This is a genomic window from Rhodococcus sp. GB-02 (assembly GCF_053470465.1).
In genome coordinates this window covers 357,245-375,917 of sequence record NZ_JBPUKE010000002.1, presented here as the reverse complement: position 1 = coordinate 375,917, position 18,673 = coordinate 357,245, and the positions used below count along the sequence as shown (strand labels likewise).

The following is an 18,673-nucleotide window of genomic DNA, read 5'->3' as shown; positions in this document are numbered from 1 at the left end:
TCGCAAATGACCTTCCACGGCGACAAACCCGCAGCCGATGTTCTTCCTCAACCTGCCCGTCAAGGATCTGGGCACGGCCACCACCTTCTACGAAGGCCTCGGATACTCCAAGAACACGCAGTTCTCCGACGAGAACGCGTCGTTGTTGGTCACAGTGACACCATCGTCGTGATGCTGTTGGCCGAGCCCTTCTTCAAGACCTTCACCACCAAGGGCATCGCCGACACCTCGACGTCGACGGAAGCGCGACCCAGGATCACGGATTCATGTGCAGCCGCAGCTTCCAGGATCCCGACGGTCACATCTGGGAAATCGTCTGGATGAATCCCGAGGACATCGAGGGCTGAGCGACCGAACTTCCTCGGCGAGAGGCGAAACCCCGCAAACACTCGTAGCGTGGAGTGGTGACTGTCGCAAAGACCCTCGGAGAGCTACGCGCCTCCGGACACGTACAGCGAAGTGTCAAGGAAGAATTACGAGAGAACCTTCTCGCCGCGTTGCGGGACGGCCGTGACCCCTGGCCCGGGATAGTCGGGTTCGAGGACACGGTCGCTCCACAACTCGAGCGGGCGCTGATCGCCGGCCACGACGTGGTTCTGCTCGGCGAAAGAGGTCAGGGAAAGACGAGGTTGCTTCGCACTCTCGGGCTCCTGCTCGACGAGTGGACGCCCGTCATCGAAGGCTCCGAATTGGGGGAGCACCCGTACGAGCCGATCACACCGGCATCGATTCGCCGGGCCCGCGAACTGGGGGACGACCTTCCAATTGCCTGGCGACACCGCAGCGAGCGGTACTCCGAGAAGCTGGCGACGCCGGACACCTCGGTCGCCGACCTGATCGGCGACGTCGATCCCGTCAAGGTTGCCGAAGGCCGGAGTCTCGGCGATCCGGAGACCATTCACTTCGGTCTGGTGCCTCGCGCGCATCGCGGAATCGTGGCCATCAACGAGCTTCCCGACCTGGCCGAGCGCATCCAGGTCTCGTTGCTCAACGTGATGGAAGAGCGAGACATCCAGGTCCGCGGATATACGCTCCGGCTTCCGTTGGACGTCCTGCTGGTCGCGAGCGCGAACCCCGAGGACTACACCAACCGTGGACGCATCATCACACCGCTCAAGGACCGCTTCGGCGCCGAGATCCGCACTCACTATCCGGTCGAGTTGGAGGGCGAGATCGCGGTGATCGAGCAGGAAGCGCATCTGGCCGCCGAGGTGCCCGACTACCTCCTCGAAATTCTTGCCAGATTTACACGCCTGCTTCGTGAATCCACCTCGGTGGACCAGCGATCTGGTGTGTCGGCACGATTTGCCGTCGCCGGCGCAGAAACGGTCAGTGCGGCCGCGGTACGACGCGCGGCGGTGCTCGGCGAAGCCGATCCTGTCGCACGGCCGGTCGATCTCGAGTCGGTGGTCGAGGTTCTCCGTGGAAAGGTGGAGTTCGAATCCGGCGAAGAGGGCCGCGAACTGGAGGTGCTCGAGCACCTGTTGCGTCGCGCGACGGCCGATACCGTTCGGGTGCGTCTCGGCGGAATTGACCTGGGAATGCTGGTTGCTGCTGTAGAGATGGGCAATACGATCGTCACCGGTGAATCTGTCACGGCCAAGGCGTTTCTCGACGAGCTTCCGGATCTCGAGGTCCTGGACGAAGTAGCCGAACGTCTCGGCGCGCAATCCGACGGCGAGCGTGCCGCCGGTGCCGAACTTGCCCTTGAAGGGCTCTACCTCGCGCGCCGGATCTCCAAAGATCAAGGCCCGGGCGGCCGCTCGGTGTATTCGTAAGGGGCAGTAATGATCCATAATCCGCGGTACGGGCCGTACGACGGTGGTCCCGATCCGCTGGCGCCTCCGGTAGATCTGCGCGAGGCCTTGGCGGCAATCGGCGACGACGTCCTGTCCGGCACGTCGCCGCGCCATGCCCTCCGGGAGCTGCTGCGGCGAGGCAATCGTGACATGCGTGGGCTCGACGACCTTGCCGCCCAGGCGAACCGGCGTCGACGGGAGTTGCTGCGCCGCAACAATCTCGACGGAACGCTCGACGAGGTTCGTAAGCTTCTCGACAAGGCGGTGCTCGAAGAGCGCAAGGTACTGGCACGTGCTCTCGACGACGACGCACGATTCAACGAAATGCGTATCGAGGAGTTGCCACCGTCGACAGCTCAGGCCGTGCAAGATCTGGCCGACTACAACTGGCGCAGCGAACAGGCTCGCGCGGATTACGAGAAGATCCGTGATCTGCTCGGACGCGAGGTCCTCGATCAGCGATTCTCGGGCATGAAGCAGGCGCTCGAGGGTGCCACCGACGAGGATCGGGAGCAGATTCGTCAGATGCTGGCAGATCTGAATCAACTGCTCGATGCGCACTCTCGGGGCGTCGACACTCCGGAGCAGTTTGCAGAGTTCATGGACAAGCACGGGCAGTACTTCCCGGACAACCCCCGCAACGTCGAGGAACTTCTGGATTCGTTGGCGCAGCGCGCAGCGGCCGCACAACGATTGCGGAACTCGCTCTCGCAGGAGCAGCGCGACGAGTTGGATGCGTTGGCGCAGCAGGCTTTCGGCGATCCGAGCCTGATGAGTGAACTGGGGCAACTCGACCAGTACCTTCAGTCAGCTCGACCGGGTGAGGACTGGGAAGGAGCGCAACAGTTCCGCGGCGACAACGGAATGGGTTTGGGCGAGGGGACCGGCGCACTGCAGGACATTGCCGAGCTGGAATCGTTGGCGGACCAACTGTCGCAGCAGTATGCAGGCGCAGCGCTCGACGACATCGACCCCGAGCTACTCGCGCGGCAACTCGGCGACGAAGCCGCTGCTGACGCTCGCACTCTGGCCGATCTCGAAAAGGCCTTGCAGGAACAGGGTTTCTTCGATCGTGCACCGGACGGTCAATGGCGCTTGTCGCCCAAAGCCATGCGGCAGCTCGGACAGACTGCTCTGCGTGACGTCGCCGGGCAACTGTCCTCGCGAACCGGTCAACGCGATACGCGTCGGGCCGGTGCGATGGGCGAACCGACCGGAGCTTCCCGCGAATGGGAATTCGGGGACACCGAACCGTGGGACGTCACGAGAACCATCACCAACGCCGTCCTGCGTGACCCGGGCCGAATGCCGGTGAGGCTGAGCGTCGTCGATGTCGAAGTGGCCGAAACCGAACAGCGCAGTCAGGCTGCCGTGGCTCTGCTGGTGGACACGTCGTTTTCCATGGTCATGGAGGATCGCTGGGTTCCGATGAAGCGCACCGCACTGGCGCTCAATCATCTGGTGAGTACGCGATTTCGTAGCGACGAGCTGCAGTTGATCGCCTTCGGACGCCACGCGCACGTACTGAGCCCATCGGAGCTTGCCGGTTTGGACGGCGCCTGGGACCAGGGAACCAACCTGCACCACGCACTGTTGTTGGCGGCCAGGCACCTTCGGCGCCATTCCAATGCGCAGCCGGTGGTACTGATCGTCACCGACGGTGAGCCGACGGCCCATCTCGAAGCGGACGGAGAAGCCAGGTTCGACTACCCGCCGAGTGCTCGAACCCTCGGTTTGACGGTTCGAGCACTCGATGCCGTGGCCAGGCTGGGCGCCAAGGTCACGTTCTTCCGCCTCGGTGAGGATCCGGGCCTGGCCAGGGTGGTCGACCGGATGGCGCACCGGGTGGGTGGACGCGTCATCGCGCCGGACCTGGACGGCCTCGGCGCAGCCGTCGTGAGTGACTACATGCGAGGTCGCCGTTAACCCCGTCGCTGCTAATTCTGTCGCTGCTAATTCTGTTCAGCGGGCTGATGCTGGGTGATGCAGTGGATGCCGCCGCCGCGTTCGAACAGCGGTCTTGCGTCGACGGTCACGACAGTGCGTCCGGGGTAAGCTGCTGACAGGATCCGGGCCGCTTCGGCGTCGGCCGGATCGTCGAAGCTGCAGGCGACCACTCCACGATTGACCACGAGATGGTTGATATAGCTGTAGTCGACGAATCCCTCGTCGTCGCGCAGGATTTCGGGAGCGGGTACCCGAACGACCTTCCACGGCCGGCCGCCGACGTCCGTCGAGCTTTCGAACAACTCGATGATCGTCTTGCTGACGGCGTAGTCGGGGTGCACCGGATTGCGTTGGTCGTGGACCAGTACCACTCCGGGGGAAGAGATGGCAGCGACGATGTCGACGTGTCCGCGGGTTCCGTAGGTCTCCTGATCGCGGGTCAATCCGCGGGGAAGCCAGATGACGTGTTTGGCTCCGATAGTGCGGGCGAGTTCGGCCTCGATGTCCGCCTTCGTCAGGTCGGGATTGCGCCCGGGATCGAGTTGGACGGTTTCGGTGACCAGCACGGTGCCGAGACCGTCGACCTGAATGCCGCCGCCCTCGTTGACGATTGGTGAGTCGATCAACTGGGCACCGGATTGTTCGGCGACAAACCTGCCGATCTTCGAGTCCTTGTCCCACTGCGCCCAATCCTGTGCGCCCCATCCGTTGAACACCCAGTCGACTCCGCCGAGACGGCCTTCGTCGGACAATACGAACGTCGGTCCGATGTCGCGCATCCATGCGTCGTCGAGAGGTGCCTCGACGATGTCTACCTTCTCGGACAGGTACTTTCGCGCTTCTTCGACCTCGGCGGGATCGACGACGACGGTGACCGGCTCGAATTCGGCGACGGCGTGTGCAACTGCAGCCCACGTCGAGCGAGCTTCGTGTTGTTCTTCCGCGGTGTCCCCGAGGGAATATCCGGCGCTGGGGTACGCCATCCAGGTACGTTCGTGCGGTTCGCTCTCCGCGGGCATGCGCCAGGTCATCGCTTGGCTCCCGCGGTGTTCACCGGTGCGGTCAGAGTCGAGTAGGTGTCAGGACGACGCGTTGCCAGGAATGGGAACAGTGCCAGCCAGTCTTCACGGTGCTGCAGGTCGAGATCGGCGACCAGCACGGCTGATTCGTCGCGGGGAGCCTGAACGAGGATGCGTCCGTACGGGTCTGAGATGAAGGAGGAACCGTAGAAGGTGATGAGGCCTTCACTGCCGTGGCGATTGGGGACAACCATGAACGTGCCGTTCGCGATCCCGTTTCCGACGATCACCTGCTGCCACAGTGGTTGGGTGTCGAAGTTCGGGTGATCGGGCTCCGAACCGATCGCCGTCGGATACACCAGAACCTGTGCACCGGCGAGGGAGTAAGCACGAGCGACCTCGGGGAACCATTCGTCCCAGCACGTCGGGAGTCCGAACTTGGCGCCGAGCGCCTCGTGAACGGGGTATGCGTCCTCGGACGGACCGCCTCGGAAGTACGTGTCCTCGTAGTACCCGGCCGTCACCGGAATGTGGAGCTTGCGGGTGCGAGCGAGAAGCTCACCTCCGGGGGAGACGAGGATCGCGGTGTTGAATCCCAGTCCGTCCTCGGCTTCGCTGCGCTCGTACAGCGACGCATGAACGAGGACCTGGTTCTCGGCGGCGGCCTTGGCAGCGAAGGAGAGAGTGGGTCCGGTGAGCAGGTCTTCCGCTTCGCGTCCGGGATTGTCCCCGGCAGGAGTGGAGGCGGGGTAGCGGCTGAGTGTCAACTCCGGAAGGAACACCACCGCCGCTCCCAGCTTCGCTGCGGCCGCGATGCCCTCACTCAGTTCGGCGCGGAGGTCGTCCGGATCCTCGTGCCAGCGATGTTGGACGAGACCTATTCGCAGTGGGGCAGACGTGGAGGGCGAAGTCGCGGCCAGCGACTCGGGTGGAGTGAGGGCGGTGATCGTCAGCATGGGGTTTCCTCGGCGCTCGGGTATTCGACGTTCAACGTAAAACGAATGTGATTCGTTAAGTATGGTGGGTGAGCACTGATTGATCAAGGCCTTTCGAGGAATTGTTTCCGGCGCCAGCACCAGCGTTCGAAAAGAGAACGGTTCGGCCCACCACACAGGAGGACACATGCCGCGGCCACCGCAACGACTGCTCTCACCGGAGATCATCACCGACGCAGCGATCGAGTCGGTGGACGAGTCCGGCGACTTCACGATGCCTGGACTCGCCGCAAGGCTGAAGGTTCGACCCTCGTCGCTCTACAACCACGTGTCCGGACGAGCCGAGATCGTCGAACTGATGAGGGCTCAACTGATGGCGGGAATCGACGTCGAGTCGGCTTCGGGGACCTGGAGTGAGACCGTTGCGGCGCTGGCGGCCGAGTATCGGCGAAGCTACGCCGCGCATCCTCGTCTGATTCCGCTCTTCACGGCGCAGACCGTGCAAGCCGGTGTGGCGTTCACCCTCTACAACGCATTGGCGCAGGCATTTGCCGATGGTGGCTTCGGCCCGGCTGAAACACTGCACGCGATCACGACCGTCGACAGTTTTGTTCTCGGTTCGGCGTTGGATCTGGCGGCGCCGGATGTCCAGTGGGCGTCGGGGCCAGAGGCCAACGACGCGATGAAGGCGGCGTTGGCAACGTCCGGGAAAAATCCCGAACGTGCCGACGCCGCCTTCGAATTCGGCTTGCGCGTGTTGATGGCGGGCCTGATCGCGCAGGCCCCCGAAGCTACTGCCTCCTAGGGCACGCTGAGGTCGTTCTCGTCGCGCAGAGCCTCCGTGTCGCGGTTGAGGGTCTTGCCCTCGAAGAACGCGGGATTGCGCACTCGCATGACCATCATCAGGACCGCGCCGAGGATGAGGATTCCGAATCCGAGGAAGAAGACCAGGCCGATACCGCCGATGGATGCTCCACTGGCGTTGTCCGGATTCATACTCTCCTGGACCGAAATGACGAACACCGCAAGCAGCATGAGCCCCCCGATGAGCGGGAACGCGAGCCGGAAGACGAAGTTTCGCACGCTGTCGAACACCGTCTTGCGGAAGTACCACACGCACGCGAATGCCGTGATGCCGTAGTACCAGCAGATCATGATGCCGAGTGCGGCGATCGTATCGAGCAGTGCACTCTCGGAAAGGAACGTGACGACGCTGTAGAACACGGCGGTCACAGCGCCGGCCACGACTGTGGCGTACGACGGCACCAGGAATCGCGGGGAGACCTCGGCGAGCTTCTTGGGGAAGGCTCCGTACGCGCCCATGGCGAGCATGGTTCGCGCGGCGGGCAGGAACGTGGTCTGCAGGCTCGCGACGGAAGAGACGAATACGGCGAGGAACAGGAGCATTCCACCCCAGTTGCCCAAGACCGGGTCGGCCAGAGCGCCGAAGACGTTCTCGGAGTTGTCGGGATTACCGAGGCCGAGGCCTTCCTCGCCGACGCCGGCGTACATCATCGCGGCCACGGCGACCAGCAGGTAGGTCAGGAGAATGGTTGCGACACAGAGCAAACCGGCACGGCCCGGGGTCTTCTTGGGGTTCTTCGACTCCTCGCCCAGCGTGAGACAGGTATCCCAGCCCCAGAACGCGAAGATCGATCCGGTGAGTCCGATGACGAATGCGCCGATGGCGAGTCCACTGAACGGGTTGAACCAACTCAGGTCGAAGGACAATCCGGCCGGGGCATCGCCGGCACCGACGTGAACCAGGGCAACGACGGCGAAGACGACGAGCAACACCATCTGGAAACCGACGAGCGCGAACTGTACGCGCTCGCTGGTGGTGATTCCTCGACTGGCAATCCAGGTGGCCAAGGCGATGAACACCAGCGTGGTGCCGACGTTGACGAATTTGTTGCCCGGTAGATCGGCGATCGAGGGATTGTCGACCACCCGCGCGATGAACAGATAGAAGAAGTCGACGGCAATGGCAGCGAGGTTCGAGAGCACGATGATGGTCGCGATCACCATGCCCCAGCCGCACATCCAGCCGACGTATGGTCCGAATGCCTTGGTGGACCACGTGAATGACGCCCCACAGTCAGGAGTGTCGGAGTTCAGTTCGCGGTACGCGTACGCGGTGAGGAACATCGGGATGAAGCCGGCGATGAAGATGGCGGGCATCTTGAGGCCGACTGCGGCGACGATCAATCCGATGCTGGCCGTCAGGGTGTAACCCGGTGCCACGGAAGAGATTCCGAGGACTGCGCCGGAGATCATGCCGATCTTGCCGGTGGCGAGGCCTTGGGAACTCAGTTCGGTGCTGGTCATGACAGTGCCTCCGGCTGGGTGAATTCGTGCTTGGGCACTACGACCATGGGAACGGGCAACACGCGCAGCATCTTGGCGGCGGTGGAACCCAGGAAAAGTTTGCGGGGCTGTGCGAGGCGACTCGAACCGACCATCACGAGATCGCCGTCCTGCCAGTCCAGTTGACGCACTGCCGATTCCACGGTGGATCCGTCGGCGATGATGACCTCGATGGGGAACTCCGCGGGGAGCGCGGCTCTTGCGACGTCGAGTGTGTCCTGAGCGTGATTTCGTGCACGCTCCCTGGCCGACTCGGCGGTATCGCGATGATCGCGCAGATCGTTCTGGGGGTCGAGCGCCACAAGGGAGACCAGTCTCAGCGGCACCTGCATCAGTTTGCTGGTGCGTACGGCGGTGTTCAAGACGATGTCGGCGCCGACACGGGTGCCGAGTGCACAGGTGACTTCTCGTATTGCGGTAGCCGACGAGTGCCGCGTTCCGCGAGGGGCCAGTGCTACGGGGACGTGGGCGGAGTGCAGCAGTTCGGTCGAGACCGAACCTATCGCGTGACGGCCGAGCAGACCGTCGCCGGAAGCGCCCACCACGATCGCCAGCGCGTTCAGTCGGTCCACCTCGTCGAGTAGGCCCTGAGCAAACGACTCGTGGAAGCTCAGGTGTACTTCCACCTGGATGTCCTCGGGCACCGACGCTTTCGCTTCGGCGAGCCAGTCGTGTGCACGTGCGGCGAGGATGTCGTCGTAACCGGCTTCCGAGGGAACCTTGGCCGGCAGTGTCCGATCCGGTGGGAGGACCATGCAGATGTCGAGTTGCGCGCCGAGACTGCGCGCGAGCTGGGCCCCGAGGACCAGCCCGTCTTTACCGCTGGGTGTGGCGAGGTATCCGACGATAAGGCGCATGGTGGCTCTTTTCCGGATTGGAGGAATCTGCTGTGCGCCTTTGTCAACCGCGGGGGGTTGATAAAGGCGCACAGCAGGAGGGGCGGCGACTCAGTCGTGCGAACTCATGACGTGCTTGAGACGGGTGTAGTCCTCGACTCCGTAGGCCGAGAGATCCTTGCCGTAGCCGGAGTACTTGAAGCCGCCGTGCGGCATCTCGGCGACGAGCGGGATGTGGCAGTTGATCCATACCGCACCGAAGTCGAGAGCAGCGGAGACGCGCTGCGTGACACCGTGATCCTTGGTCCAGATGCTCGAGGCCAGGCCGAACCGAACGTCGTTGGCAAGCGTGATCGCCTCCTTCTCGTCGGAGAAGCTCTGGACTGTGAGGATAGGACCGAAAGTCTCTTCCTGCACGATGTCGTCCGATTGCGCGACGCCGGTGATGACGGTCGGCTCGAAGAAGAATCCGGTTTCGCCCGAACGCTTTCCGCCGGTAACGATCTTGGCCGACGCCGGCAGGTTCGCGATCTTGTCGCTGACGGCATTGAAGTGGTTGATGTTGTTGAGCGGGCCGTAGAAGGCGTCAGGATCGGAAGGCGCGCCGGGGCGCAACTTCTCGGCGTTCCGGACGAGGGCTTCGACGAGCTGATCGTGGATGGACTCGTGAACGATCACGCGAGTGGCCGCGGTGCAGTCTTGGCCACCGTTGAAGAACGCTGCCTCGGCGATACCGGTGGCGGTCTTCTCGATGTCGACGTCGCCGAAGACGATCGCCGGGGCTTTGCCGCCCAATTCGAGGTGTGCGCGCTTGAGTTGCTGCGCCGCGGACACAGCGACGGCGATGCCTGCCCGCACCGAACCGGTGATGGAGACGAGACCGAGGGCCGGGTTCTCCACCAACGTCGCGCCGGTTCCGCCGTTGCCGAGCACGACGTTCAACACGCCGTCCGGCAGGATGCCCTTCGAGAGCTTCGCCAGGACCAGCGTGCTGCCCGGTGTGGTGTCGCTGGGCTTGAGGACGATCGTGTTGCCGGCAGCGAGCGCGGGCCCGATCTTCCACAGCGCCATCATGAACGGGTAGTTCCAGGGAGTGACCTGACCGACGACGCCGATCGGCTCACGACGGACGTACGAGGTGAAACCCTCCATGTACTCTCCGGCAGCCTTGCCCTCGAGAAGGCGTGCGGCGCCGGCGAAGAACCGCATCTGATCGGCTCCGACCTTGACCTCTTCGTCCGCGATCATCTGGTGGGCCTGGCCGGTGTTGGCGCTTTCGGCCGCGACGATTTCGTCGCTGTGCGCTTCGATGGCGTCGGCGAGTTTGAGGAGTGCGGCCTGGCGCACGCTCGGAGTCGTCTTGCCCCAGGTCTCGAATGCGCGCTGCGCGGCTTCGACGGCGGCGTCGACGTCTTCCTTGGTGGAGATCGGCGTACGCCCGACCAGACTCTCGTCCACGGGGTTGATCAGGTCGAGCGTTTCCGTCGCGGCTGAGGCGACGAATTCACCGTTGATGTAGTTCTCGAGTACGACGATCGACATCGGTACCGGTTCCTCTCGAGGTCGAACGAGTTCCGGCCGAGGTGATCAGCACGGAACTCGCACTTTGTGGGGCGTGTGTGAGCAAGTGTGCGCTGACTCACAAATAATGGCAGCTGCCAAAAAGGTGAAATCTTTGATCACCAACGCGCCGAGTTGTACAGTCCAGCCCATGACGATCGCTGTGCGGTGGATGTTGGCGCAGCCGGACCTCGCGCTGGAACTCAAAGGTGGGGCGCAGGGTGTCGGTCGCGAAATCACATTTGCGCACGCCACGGAGTTGCTCGACCCGTTCCGATGGTTGACCGGCGGCGAATTCATCCTCACCACCGGCATTCGATTGCCGTCCACTCAGCAAAAGCGCGGCCGTTACCTCCGGATGCTCGACGCGGCGGGTGTGGCGGCGGTGGGGTTCGGGACCGGACTCTCGTACCCCGAGGTCCCAGCCGATCTGGTGGCGGTTGCCGACGAGATCGGACTGCCGCTGATCGAGGTGCCGCTGCCGACACCGTTCGCAGCCGTCGTCAAGCGCGTGATGAGCCGGTTGGCAGAGCAGGAATACGAAGCTGTCCTTCGGGCGTCACGGGCGCAACCGCGGATGACGCGCGCAGTCATTTCCGGCGGAACTGCTGCGACCGTGCGTGAACTGGCGATCGCGACTTCGGCGACGGTGCTCCTGCTCGACGTCGCCGGACGGGTTCTCGAGAGCTCACCTCAACTGCCGACCCAAGACGTGATCGACGAATTACGAGCGACTCTCGGGGGCGGCGCGTCCAGCAGCGTGACGCTCGCCAGTTCCGGAGCGTCGATCGCTGTGCAGCAGATCAGCGTCGGGAGGATGCCGTACGGATACCTGGCGGTGATCAGTACGTCTGCGCTCAGCTATGTCGATCAGATACTTCTCGGTCACGCGAACTCGTTGTTGGCGTTGGACTTCGAGAAACCTGCGCGCCTGCGTGCCACTCAGGATCAGTTGAATTCGCATGCCCTCGGGCTGTTGCTCACCGAAGAGCGCGACCCGGCGCCGGCGTGGCAACAGATCCGGCAAGCCGCGGACGGCGAGGGAATGATCCGTGGATTGACAGTTCTTGCCGACACGTCCGACGTCGCGGGACGCGTCGCAGGCGAGATTGCCGAGTTCATGAACAAGGCAGGCCGGCAGTTGTTTTCGCGGATCAACGACGCTCGCGTCACGGTGCTGCTGCGAGGATCCGACGACGTCGAGTTCGCCCGAGAGTTACTGAGCGGGGTATCGAGGTCGGATCTTCGCTCACTTCGCGTCGGACTGAGCGCCCGACGCGTGGTCGCGGCGCTGGCGGTCGCCGTCGAACAGTCCCAGTTGTGTGCGTCTGCGGCGGAAATCGGCGGCGAACCTTTGGAATTCGCGGCTCTGACCGGAAGTGTGCTGCTGTCTTTCGATTCCACCCGTGAAGTGCTCAACACGCTGGCGGAAACGATGATTACTCCGATCGAGGATTACGACCGTGACAACGGCACCGAATTGCTGGCGTCGTTGCGCGCGTTCCTCGAGGCGAACGGGCACTGGGAAGCGGCAGCCATCACGATGGGCGTTCACCGACACACGCTGCGAAGCCGAATGGCGAAGGTGGAGAGCCTGATCGACTGTCGGCTGGAAGTTGCGAGAGTCCGTGCGGAACTGCTGCTCTCGATCATTGCCCGGCAGTCGTGATTGCCGGGCAATGATCGAGACTTGGCAAAGCGGCCGTCAGGCCTTGCTGCGGGCGATGATGTCGGCGGCGGTTCGCTGACCCATCCGGACAGCACCGTCGACGTGCTGGTACCCCTCGGCCGCGATGTCGGAACACGAGAAGTGAATCGGGCCGACGGGCGTGCGGGAATCCGGGCCGTAGCGGTGCAGGCCACCGAGGTCGAAGCTCGCCGCATAGGCACCGCGTGTCCATTCCTCCGAGCCCCAGTCGGATTCGTAGTACACAACCGGCTCTTCGGCTTTCGGGCCCAGGTAGCGGGCGAGTGAGGCCAGAATCGTGGCCTTACGCTCCTCGGCGGAAAGCTCGAACATCGCGTCGGCCTTCTCGTCGGAGACGAAAGCGACCAGGGTGCCGCGATCGTCCTCGTGGTTGGTGTTGTCGTACACCTCCTGCACTACCTCGGACGCGCCGAAGCCGGTGCCGGACAAGCCGTCTTCACGCCAGAAAGGCGTCTCGTACACGGCGTGCACCTTGATGACGAGGCCGAGGGACTGGTGCTGGTGCATCTGGTGCTGACGGCGCGGCAGCGGGGGATCGTAGGAGATCCGGGAGTAGAGGTTGGGCGGTACAGCCAGGATGACCCGGCTTGCCTCGACTCGAACGTCGCCGTCCGCCAACACCGTTGCGCCGGATTCGTTCCACTGCACTGTACGCACGGGCGCGTTGAGGAAGACGTCGTCACCGAGCGCCTCGGCCATGCGGATGGATACCTGCTGCATTCCTCCGACAACTCGCTTGTCGAGGATGAAGTCCTCGTCGACGAGGTGGGAGAACGAACCAGCGGAGGCGGCCATCAGGACTGCCTGCAGAGCGGAGAACGAGTGGGCGGGCTTGGTGAGCATGCCGCCGGCGATGAAGAGGCCGATGTTGTCGCGCGCCTCGGCGTCGTCGGACTGGTTGATCAGCCACTGCTTGAACGAGACGGTGTCGAGATCGCGAGCGAGGGGGTGTGCCCACGGCTCCTCGGCGCCGATCTGCGCTGCGAGATCGTCCATCTCGTCGATGAGACGGTCCATCTCCTTCTTCGTGGTGTCGTTCGTGGGGAAGGAATCGCCCGTGTATTGCGTCCGCTCACCCGCGGACGAGATGTAGACGGATTCGCCCTCGCGGTAGCGCTCGAAAGTCTTCAGGCCGAGTTCGTCGAGCAGCGAGATCAAAGCGGTCTGGTCGGGCGAGACCCACTGGCCGCCGATCTCCAGGACTGCGCCGTCGATGGTGTCGGTCCACGTGCGGCCGCCGACACGGTCACGTGCTTCGATCACGGCGACGGACAAGCCGGCCTTGCGCAGCGCGGTTGCAGCTGCCAGGCCAGAGGGGCCGGCGCCGACGATTGCAACGTCTCTCTGGAGAGTAGGCACTTGCGAGCTCCTTCATGTTGAGCACCGCTCGAGTCGAAAAGCTGCCGACGAGCGAGTGAACGGGTGTCGGTTTTCAGTCTGTCCCGAGGAGACGCACACCACACCTGACGAAACGGAGTGTTCGATCGTTGATCTTGCGACGTTTAGGCGCGGCTAGCCGTTGATGACGTGGCGATCGCCGAGCGGTCGGCTCAGCGGGACGTCCAAGCTGCCGAACACGGCAACCAGAATGCACATCTTGTCCGCGGCCTCGGGCAGTGCCCCGGTTCTCAGAGTGACGATCACCGTCGTATCAGTCTCCTCGACGGTGGCGTACGCGCCGTAGCACTCCGGAGTGCCGGTCACGAAGTGGACGGCCACCGTGTGATCGTCGACCTCGGACCACGATTCGAACATCGTGGCCGTCGCACCCACGATGTCGGTGCGACTGTCGAACTCCGTGCCCATCTCGCTGTCGTCGACCTCGTCGGGAACGGGCGTTCCGAGCGACCAGTCGGCGGGACTCGCTTCGTTGGCCGCCATCGGATTCGGCGCGGCTACCGGCCCGGTTGTCTGGGCCCCGACGGAGCATCCGGCCAAAGCAAGGCAGGCCAGAACGGCGAGGGTTAGTACACGCATGAATCCACCGTAACCCTGCTCAAGCGAGTAGTGCCGTGACCAGCGCAATTGCCGGAATCGACGCCAAAGTGGTGACAAAGGCGCTGTCTCGGGCGAGGACCATTCCGCGCCGGTAGCGGCTTGCGTAGATGAAGACGTTCTGCGCCGTCGGCAATGTCGAGACAACCACGATGGCGAACAACTGATGGCCGTCGATGCCGAGGAGGAAATGCGCCATCAGATAGGCCAACACGGGTTGGACGACGATCTTGAGCGTCGACGCCAGCGCGACGTCGCGGCGCGGACTCGAGCCCTTCTCCAGTACCCGAACGCCGTACAGCGAGAGCCCGAATGCCAAGAGCGCTCCGGGTACCGACGTGGCGCCGATCAATTCGAAAGGCTGCATCAATGGCCGGGGCGGTGACCAACCGACCAACGCGACGATCAATCCCGCTGCGCCCGCGAGCACGATCGGGTTCTTGAACGGGGCGGTGACGGTGTCGATCAACGAGAGCTTCTCGGCATCCGCGCCGCGAAGCGCCGTCAGATCGAGGATCGTCAAGGCGATCGGGGAGTACACGACGATCTGGAAAAGCAGGAGCGGCGCGACGAACGTGGCATCGCCGAGCACGAACACCGCGATCGGGATTCCGAGGTTGGCCGAATTCACGTACGAAGCCGACAGCGCTCCGATAGTCAGTTCGGGCAGCGGCCGGTTGAGCCAGAGCTTTGCAACAAGAACGTACAAAGCGCCGACGGCGAAGGCCGTGGCGGACGCGACTGCGAGCGTCGGCGAGAAGATCACCGACAGATCGGACGACGCGAGGGTGGTGAACAGCAGGGCAGGCGTCGCGACGAAGAAGACGAGTCGACCGAGAACGAACTGTCCTTGGCTACCGAGGGTGCCGAGACGGCCGAGGAGATACCCGACCGCGATGACGACAAAAATTACGGTGAAACCCGCAACAACTCCCGACACGCTGCGGGCACCTCTCGACTGGAATGAACGACTTCGGGAAATCTTAGTCCGGGCAACAAAAAGGCCGCGCAGTCGAGTGACTGCGCGACCTCTTCGGTACTTCTACGTATGACTACCGTGCGGCGGTGAAGGGGAGCAACGCCATTTCGCGTGCGTTCTTCACTGCAACGGCGACCTGACGCTGCTGCTGCGGAGTCAGGCCCGTGACGCGACGGCTGCGGATCTTGCCGCGGTCCGAGATGAACGTGCGAAGCAAGTTGATGTCCTTGTAATCGACATGCGTGATCTTCGCTGCGAACAACGGGTTCTTCTTGGGCTTACGACCCTCTACGGGGCGTGGCTTCTTCGACGGTGAACGCTTGACTGCCATCCGACTTCCTTACCAGCTCGACTTGTGTACGCCAGGCAGTTCCCCACGGTGCGCCATTTCTCGCACGCGAATCCGGGAGAGCCCGAACTTCCGCAGGTGGCCGCGCGGACGTCCATCCGCAGCGTCTCGATTGCGCAATCGTACCGGACTGGCGTCGCGTGGTAGACGTTGCAGGGTCGCTTGGGCCTTCGCGCGCTCCTCGGGCGAGCTTTTCGGGGAGCGGATCGTCTCCTTGAGAGCGGACCGCTGCTCCGCGTAGCGCTCGACGATGACCCGTCGCTGATTGTTCTTGGCGATCTTCGACTTCTTGGCCATGCCTACTTCTCTTCTCGGAAATCGACGTGCTTTCGCAGCACCGGGTCGTACTTCTTCAGCACAAGTCGATCGGGGTCGTTGCGACGGTTCTTGCGGGTCACGTACGTGTACCCGGTGCCCGCGGTGGACTTGAGTTTCACGATCGGGCGGATCTCGCTGCGCGCCATCTGCTCAGACCTTCTCGCCGCGGGCGCGGATCCGGGCGACGACGGATTCGATGCCGTCGCGGTCGATCGTCTTGATGCCCTTGGTCGAGAGAGTGAGTGTGATGCGACGACCCTCGCTGGGCAGCAGGTAGGTCTTGCGCTGGATGTTCGGGTTCCAGCGACGGTTCGAACGCTTGTGGGAGTGCGAGACGGATTTTCCGAACCCCGGCACACGTCCGGTCACTTGGCAGTGAGCCGACATGGGTATTCCTTTCAACTTGCAGATGACAATCATTTTCGACAATGCGGTGAGATCAATGTAGCGTTCAACCTCGGTAATGACAATCATTCCCAGAAAGGCCCGCTGTGAACACGATCTTGGACGGCAGGACTCCGCTGGTCCTGGTCGCCGGTATGAGCGAATCCACCCCACACACCGCACGAGCGTTGCTGCGAACCGGAACTGTTCTGGTTCACCACGACCTGAGCCACGTCCGTGAAGGGGTGGTCCGGCGGACGGTCACTTCGATGACCGGGGGTACCGGGTCTGCCGGCACAGTGTCCGAGCGCGAAACGATCCTCGAGCTCGCGCACGGCTGCGTCTCCTGCACCCTGCGCGAAGACCTGCTGCCGCTTCTGCGTCGGCTTCACTCGCACAGTTCGGTGCAGCGCATCGTCCTGTTGCTGGACCGCCAACTCGAACCCGAAGCGCTGTGTTGGGCGATCGAGCACGTCGTCGTGACCGGCGTCGTCGGCCAACTGGACGGACCGGCACAGCGTGACGTCCGTGTCGATGCCGTCGTGACGTGCATCGACGCGCAGACCTGGCTCGCCGACGCGACCGGCGACGACGCTCTCGACGACGACCGCACCCTGGCTCAGGTCGTCGTCGGTCAAGTCGACTTCGCCGACGCGCTCGTCCTACGCGGGTCCGATGGACTCGACGGCTGGCAGCGGTCCCGCCTGAACGCAGTTCTCGCGCGCATTGCTCCGCGGGTACCCGTCTTCGATGAGGGAGACGACATCGAGGCACTGCTCCTCGAGGTGCCGACGGATGCGCGACGCGGTGAACTGGCCGACGCACATTCACCGTTGCTACGTCGCCAGCCGCCGCTCGACGACGATGGCGGAGTGATGCTGGTCGAGTTCACCGCGAACCGGCCGTTCCACCCCGGGCGTCTGCACGAGGCGATCGACGTCCTGCTCGAAGGCGTCGTGTACTCCCGGGGGCGCGTCTGGGTGGCGACGCAACCGGGTGAAGCGCTCTGGCTCGAATCGGCCGGCGGGGGCTTGCGAGTTGCCAGCGCAGACACCTGGCTTGCCGCGATGACGCCGGAGCAACGAGAGCGCGTTCCAGCCGAACGCCGTGCCCTCGCGGCCTTGAAATGGGACGAGCGTTTCGGTGACCGCGACACCTCGATGGTCATTCTGACCTGCGGTGCGAACCCGCTCGAGATCGACCGCACACTGCAGCACGCCTTGGTCACCGACGACGAATTGGCACACGAAGCGTCGTGGGCCACCTGGGAAGACCCGTTCGGTGAGTTCCACGAAGACCCGTGCGACGAATCCGAATCACCTTATGCCGAAACCGAATCAACGCGAGAGGGAAACGAATGAAGAAGCAGATGCACCCCGACTACCACCCGGTGGTGTTCCAGGACGCCAGCACCGGCAAGAGCTTCCTGACCCGATCGACCGTGACGAGTGACCGCACCGTCGAATGGGAAGACGGCGGCACGTACCCGCTGCTGGTCGTCGATGTCACGAGCGACTCGCACCCGTTCTGGACCGGAGCGCAACGCGTGATGGACACCGCAGGACGCGTCGAGAAATTCGAGCGTCGCTACGGAAAGCGCAAGGCACTCTGATGGCCGTTCCGAAGCGGAAGATGTCCCGCTCCAACACGCGCAGTCGCCGTGCCCAGTGGAAGGCGACGGCGCCCGATCTGGTCGAGGTCACGGCCTTCGGCCAGACCCACCGGGTTCCCCGGCGACTGGTCAAAGCAGTTCGACTCGGGGTGATCGACCCGAGTCGCATCTGACCGTGCGATCCTTGGCCGGTGCTGCTGAGGATCCTCGAACTGGTGGGCATCGTGGCGTTCGCGGCCTCGGGTGCCCTGGTGGGCGTCACCAAGCGACTCGACATCTTCGGAGTGTGCTCGGTGGGTGTGTTCACCGGTATCGGCGGCGGTATCGTCCGCGATGTTCTCCTCGGCGTCCATCCGCCCAGCTCGCTGAGCAGTTGGCCGTACTTCGGAACGGCCGCCGCCACCTCACTCGCCGTGTTCTACCTCCACGAGCCGCTGAATCGACTGCGTCGTGAAATCCTGGCGCTCGACGCACTGGGAATGGGCCTGTTCGCGAGCACCGGCGCCGTCATCGCGCTGGACAACAACGCCAGTTCGCTGGCGGCGACGTTGATCGGTGCGACCGCTGCGATCGGCGGCGGAGTGATCCGCGACGTCCTCGTCAACGAGGTGCCACTGCTCCTGCACAAGGACCTGTACGCGGTTCCCGCACTGCTCGGCGCTGCGTTGGTGGTCACAGTCTCGCAAGCCGGACTGTCCACCAACGCAGCGCTGGTATGCGGCACCGCATTCGCCGCGGTGTTCAGACTGCTTGCGTTGTGGCGTCATTGGAGCCTGCCGGGACCCCGGCGAACACGGGACTGATCGCGACACGCCGGAGCCCGGAATCGGACCCTCTCAGCCGCATCTCAGCACTTCAGTCCAAA

General features: G+C 63.7%; 22 protein-coding genes. 9 read left to right on the top strand and 13 right to left on the bottom strand.

The genetic code is table 11. From position 1 onward, the window contains the following. Positions 1-37 precede the first annotated feature (37 nt). Positions 38-172: a hypothetical protein gene (locus tag ACSW29_RS14835; protein WP_448277577.1), complete on the top strand. Its 135-nt coding sequence runs from the start codon at positions 38-40 to the stop codon at positions 170-172. Here ACSW29_RS14835 and ACSW29_RS14830 read toward each other — a convergent pair. Then, a complete protein-coding gene (locus ACSW29_RS14830) occupies positions 150-302 on the bottom strand; it encodes a hypothetical protein (protein ID WP_448277576.1) in 153 nt (50 codons plus the stop codon). The two genes, ACSW29_RS14835 and ACSW29_RS14830, sit on opposite strands and share 23 nt — an antisense overlap. A 99-nt stretch (positions 303-401) precedes the next feature. On the opposite strand from ACSW29_RS14830, the gene ACSW29_RS14825 reads away from it, so the two are divergent. Then, the gene (locus ACSW29_RS14825; protein WP_347874389.1) at positions 402-1,778 is read left to right on the top strand and encodes an ATP-binding protein; all 1,377 of its coding nucleotides are present in this window, start codon (positions 402-404) and stop codon (positions 1,776-1,778) included. A 9-nt stretch (positions 1,779-1,787) separates the two neighbouring features. After that, complete coding sequence (locus ACSW29_RS14820) at positions 1,788-3,725, top strand: vWA domain-containing protein (RefSeq protein ID WP_448277575.1); 1,938 nt, start codon at positions 1,788-1,790, stop codon at positions 3,723-3,725. A 26-nt stretch (positions 3,726-3,751) separates the two neighbouring features. Here ACSW29_RS14820 and ACSW29_RS14815 read toward each other — a convergent pair whose 3' ends face one another. Together ACSW29_RS14815 and ACSW29_RS14810 are read right to left on the bottom strand one after the other, a co-directional pair. After that, the gene (locus ACSW29_RS14815) at positions 3,752-4,777 is read right to left on the bottom strand and encodes an agmatine deiminase family protein (protein WP_317827309.1); all 1,026 of its coding nucleotides are present in this window, start codon (positions 4,775-4,777) and stop codon (positions 3,752-3,754) included. After that, on the bottom strand, positions 4,774-5,721 hold the full coding sequence (locus ACSW29_RS14810; protein ID WP_448277574.1) for a nitrilase-related carbon-nitrogen hydrolase: 948 nt from the start codon (positions 5,719-5,721) through the stop codon (positions 4,774-4,776). Before ACSW29_RS14810 ends, ACSW29_RS14815 begins: the two co-directional genes overlap by 4 nt. Before the next feature lie 166 nt (positions 5,722-5,887). On the opposite strand from ACSW29_RS14810, the gene ACSW29_RS14805 reads away from it, so the two are divergent. Further along, complete coding sequence (locus ACSW29_RS14805; RefSeq protein ID WP_448277573.1) at positions 5,888-6,505, top strand: TetR/AcrR family transcriptional regulator; 618 nt, start codon at positions 5,888-5,890, stop codon at positions 6,503-6,505. Here the strand turns inward: ACSW29_RS14805 and ACSW29_RS14800 are convergent. The 3 genes from ACSW29_RS14800 to ACSW29_RS14790 form a co-directional block, all read right to left on the bottom strand. After that, the gene (locus tag ACSW29_RS14800; protein WP_448277572.1) at positions 6,502-8,028 is read right to left on the bottom strand and encodes an APC family permease; all 1,527 of its coding nucleotides are present in this window, start codon (positions 8,026-8,028) and stop codon (positions 6,502-6,504) included. The genes ACSW29_RS14805 and ACSW29_RS14800 overlap by 4 nt on opposite strands. After that, positions 8,025-8,924 (bottom strand): universal stress protein, encoded by a 900-nt coding sequence (locus ACSW29_RS14795; RefSeq protein ID WP_317827304.1) that lies wholly within the window; start codon positions 8,922-8,924, stop codon positions 8,025-8,027. The genes ACSW29_RS14800 and ACSW29_RS14795 overlap by 4 nt, the downstream gene beginning before the upstream one ends. A 90-nt stretch (positions 8,925-9,014) precedes the next feature. After that, positions 9,015-10,445 carry a gamma-aminobutyraldehyde dehydrogenase gene (locus ACSW29_RS14790; protein ID WP_347874384.1) on the bottom strand — a complete coding sequence of 477 codons (1,431 nt, stop codon included), beginning with the start codon at positions 10,443-10,445 and terminating at the stop codon, positions 9,015-9,017. A 169-nt stretch (positions 10,446-10,614) separates the two neighbouring features. Between ACSW29_RS14790 and ACSW29_RS14785 the strand changes: the two genes are divergently transcribed. Further along, positions 10,615-12,132, top strand: coding sequence for a PucR family transcriptional regulator (locus tag ACSW29_RS14785; RefSeq protein WP_317827302.1), 1,518 nt, complete (start codon positions 10,615-10,617; stop codon positions 12,130-12,132). Positions 12,133-12,168: 36 nt separating this feature from the next. Here ACSW29_RS14785 and ACSW29_RS14780 read toward each other — a convergent pair whose 3' ends face one another. The 7 genes from ACSW29_RS14780 to rpmB all read right to left on the bottom strand — a co-directional run bounded on the left by ACSW29_RS14780 (position 12,169) and on the right by rpmB (position 16,199). After that, complete coding sequence (locus ACSW29_RS14780; protein ID WP_448277571.1) at positions 12,169-13,530, bottom strand: flavin monoamine oxidase family protein; 1,362 nt, start codon at positions 13,528-13,530, stop codon at positions 12,169-12,171. A 153-nt stretch (positions 13,531-13,683) separates the two neighbouring features. Continuing rightward, positions 13,684-14,148: a hypothetical protein gene (locus ACSW29_RS14775; RefSeq protein ID WP_317827301.1), complete on the bottom strand. Its 465-nt coding sequence runs from the start codon at positions 14,146-14,148 to the stop codon at positions 13,684-13,686. Positions 14,149-14,167: 19 nt separating this feature from the next. After that, entirely contained in the window at positions 14,168-15,106 is a 939-nt protein-coding gene (locus ACSW29_RS14770) for an AEC family transporter (protein ID WP_317827300.1), read from the bottom strand. Positions 15,107-15,218: 112 nt separating this feature from the next. Further along, positions 15,219-15,476 carry a 30S ribosomal protein S18 gene (gene rpsR, locus ACSW29_RS14765; RefSeq protein ID WP_003946414.1) on the bottom strand — a complete coding sequence of 86 codons (258 nt, stop codon included), beginning with the start codon at positions 15,474-15,476 and terminating at the stop codon, positions 15,219-15,221. Positions 15,477-15,485: 9 nt separating this feature from the next. Then, positions 15,486-15,791, bottom strand: coding sequence for a 30S ribosomal protein S14 (gene rpsN, locus ACSW29_RS14760; RefSeq protein WP_020908632.1), 306 nt, complete (start codon positions 15,789-15,791; stop codon positions 15,486-15,488). 2 nt (positions 15,792-15,793) lie between these two features. Beyond that, positions 15,794-15,958 (bottom strand): 50S ribosomal protein L33, encoded by a 165-nt coding sequence (gene rpmG / locus ACSW29_RS14755; protein ID WP_347874381.1) that lies wholly within the window; start codon positions 15,956-15,958, stop codon positions 15,794-15,796. Positions 15,959-15,962: 4 nt separating this feature from the next. After that, positions 15,963-16,199 (bottom strand): 50S ribosomal protein L28, encoded by a 237-nt coding sequence (rpmB, locus tag ACSW29_RS14750; protein WP_003946346.1) that lies wholly within the window; start codon positions 16,197-16,199, stop codon positions 15,963-15,965. A gap of 104 nt (positions 16,200-16,303) precedes the next feature. Here rpmB and mrf point away from each other — a divergent pair, with 104 nt between their 5' ends. From mrf to ACSW29_RS14730, 4 genes are read left to right on the top strand one after another with little or no spacing between them, the layout of a single operon-like run. Then, the gene (gene mrf, locus ACSW29_RS14745) at positions 16,304-17,557 is read left to right on the top strand and encodes a ribosome hibernation factor-recruiting GTPase MRF (protein WP_448277570.1); all 1,254 of its coding nucleotides are present in this window, start codon (positions 16,304-16,306) and stop codon (positions 17,555-17,557) included. Beyond that, positions 17,554-17,808, top strand: coding sequence for a type B 50S ribosomal protein L31 (locus ACSW29_RS14740; protein ID WP_019744731.1), 255 nt, complete (start codon positions 17,554-17,556; stop codon positions 17,806-17,808). Before mrf ends, ACSW29_RS14740 begins: the two co-directional genes overlap by 4 nt. Then, positions 17,808-17,981, top strand: a complete 174-nt coding sequence (rpmF, locus tag ACSW29_RS14735) for a 50S ribosomal protein L32 (protein ID WP_007727540.1) — start codon at positions 17,808-17,810, stop codon at positions 17,979-17,981. Before ACSW29_RS14740 ends, rpmF begins: the two co-directional genes overlap by 1 nt. Before the next feature lie 18 nt (positions 17,982-17,999). Continuing rightward, positions 18,000-18,611 carry a trimeric intracellular cation channel family protein gene (locus ACSW29_RS14730; protein ID WP_003946409.1) on the top strand — a complete coding sequence of 204 codons (612 nt, stop codon included), beginning with the start codon at positions 18,000-18,002 and terminating at the stop codon, positions 18,609-18,611. Positions 18,612-18,673: the final 62 nt, after the last annotated feature.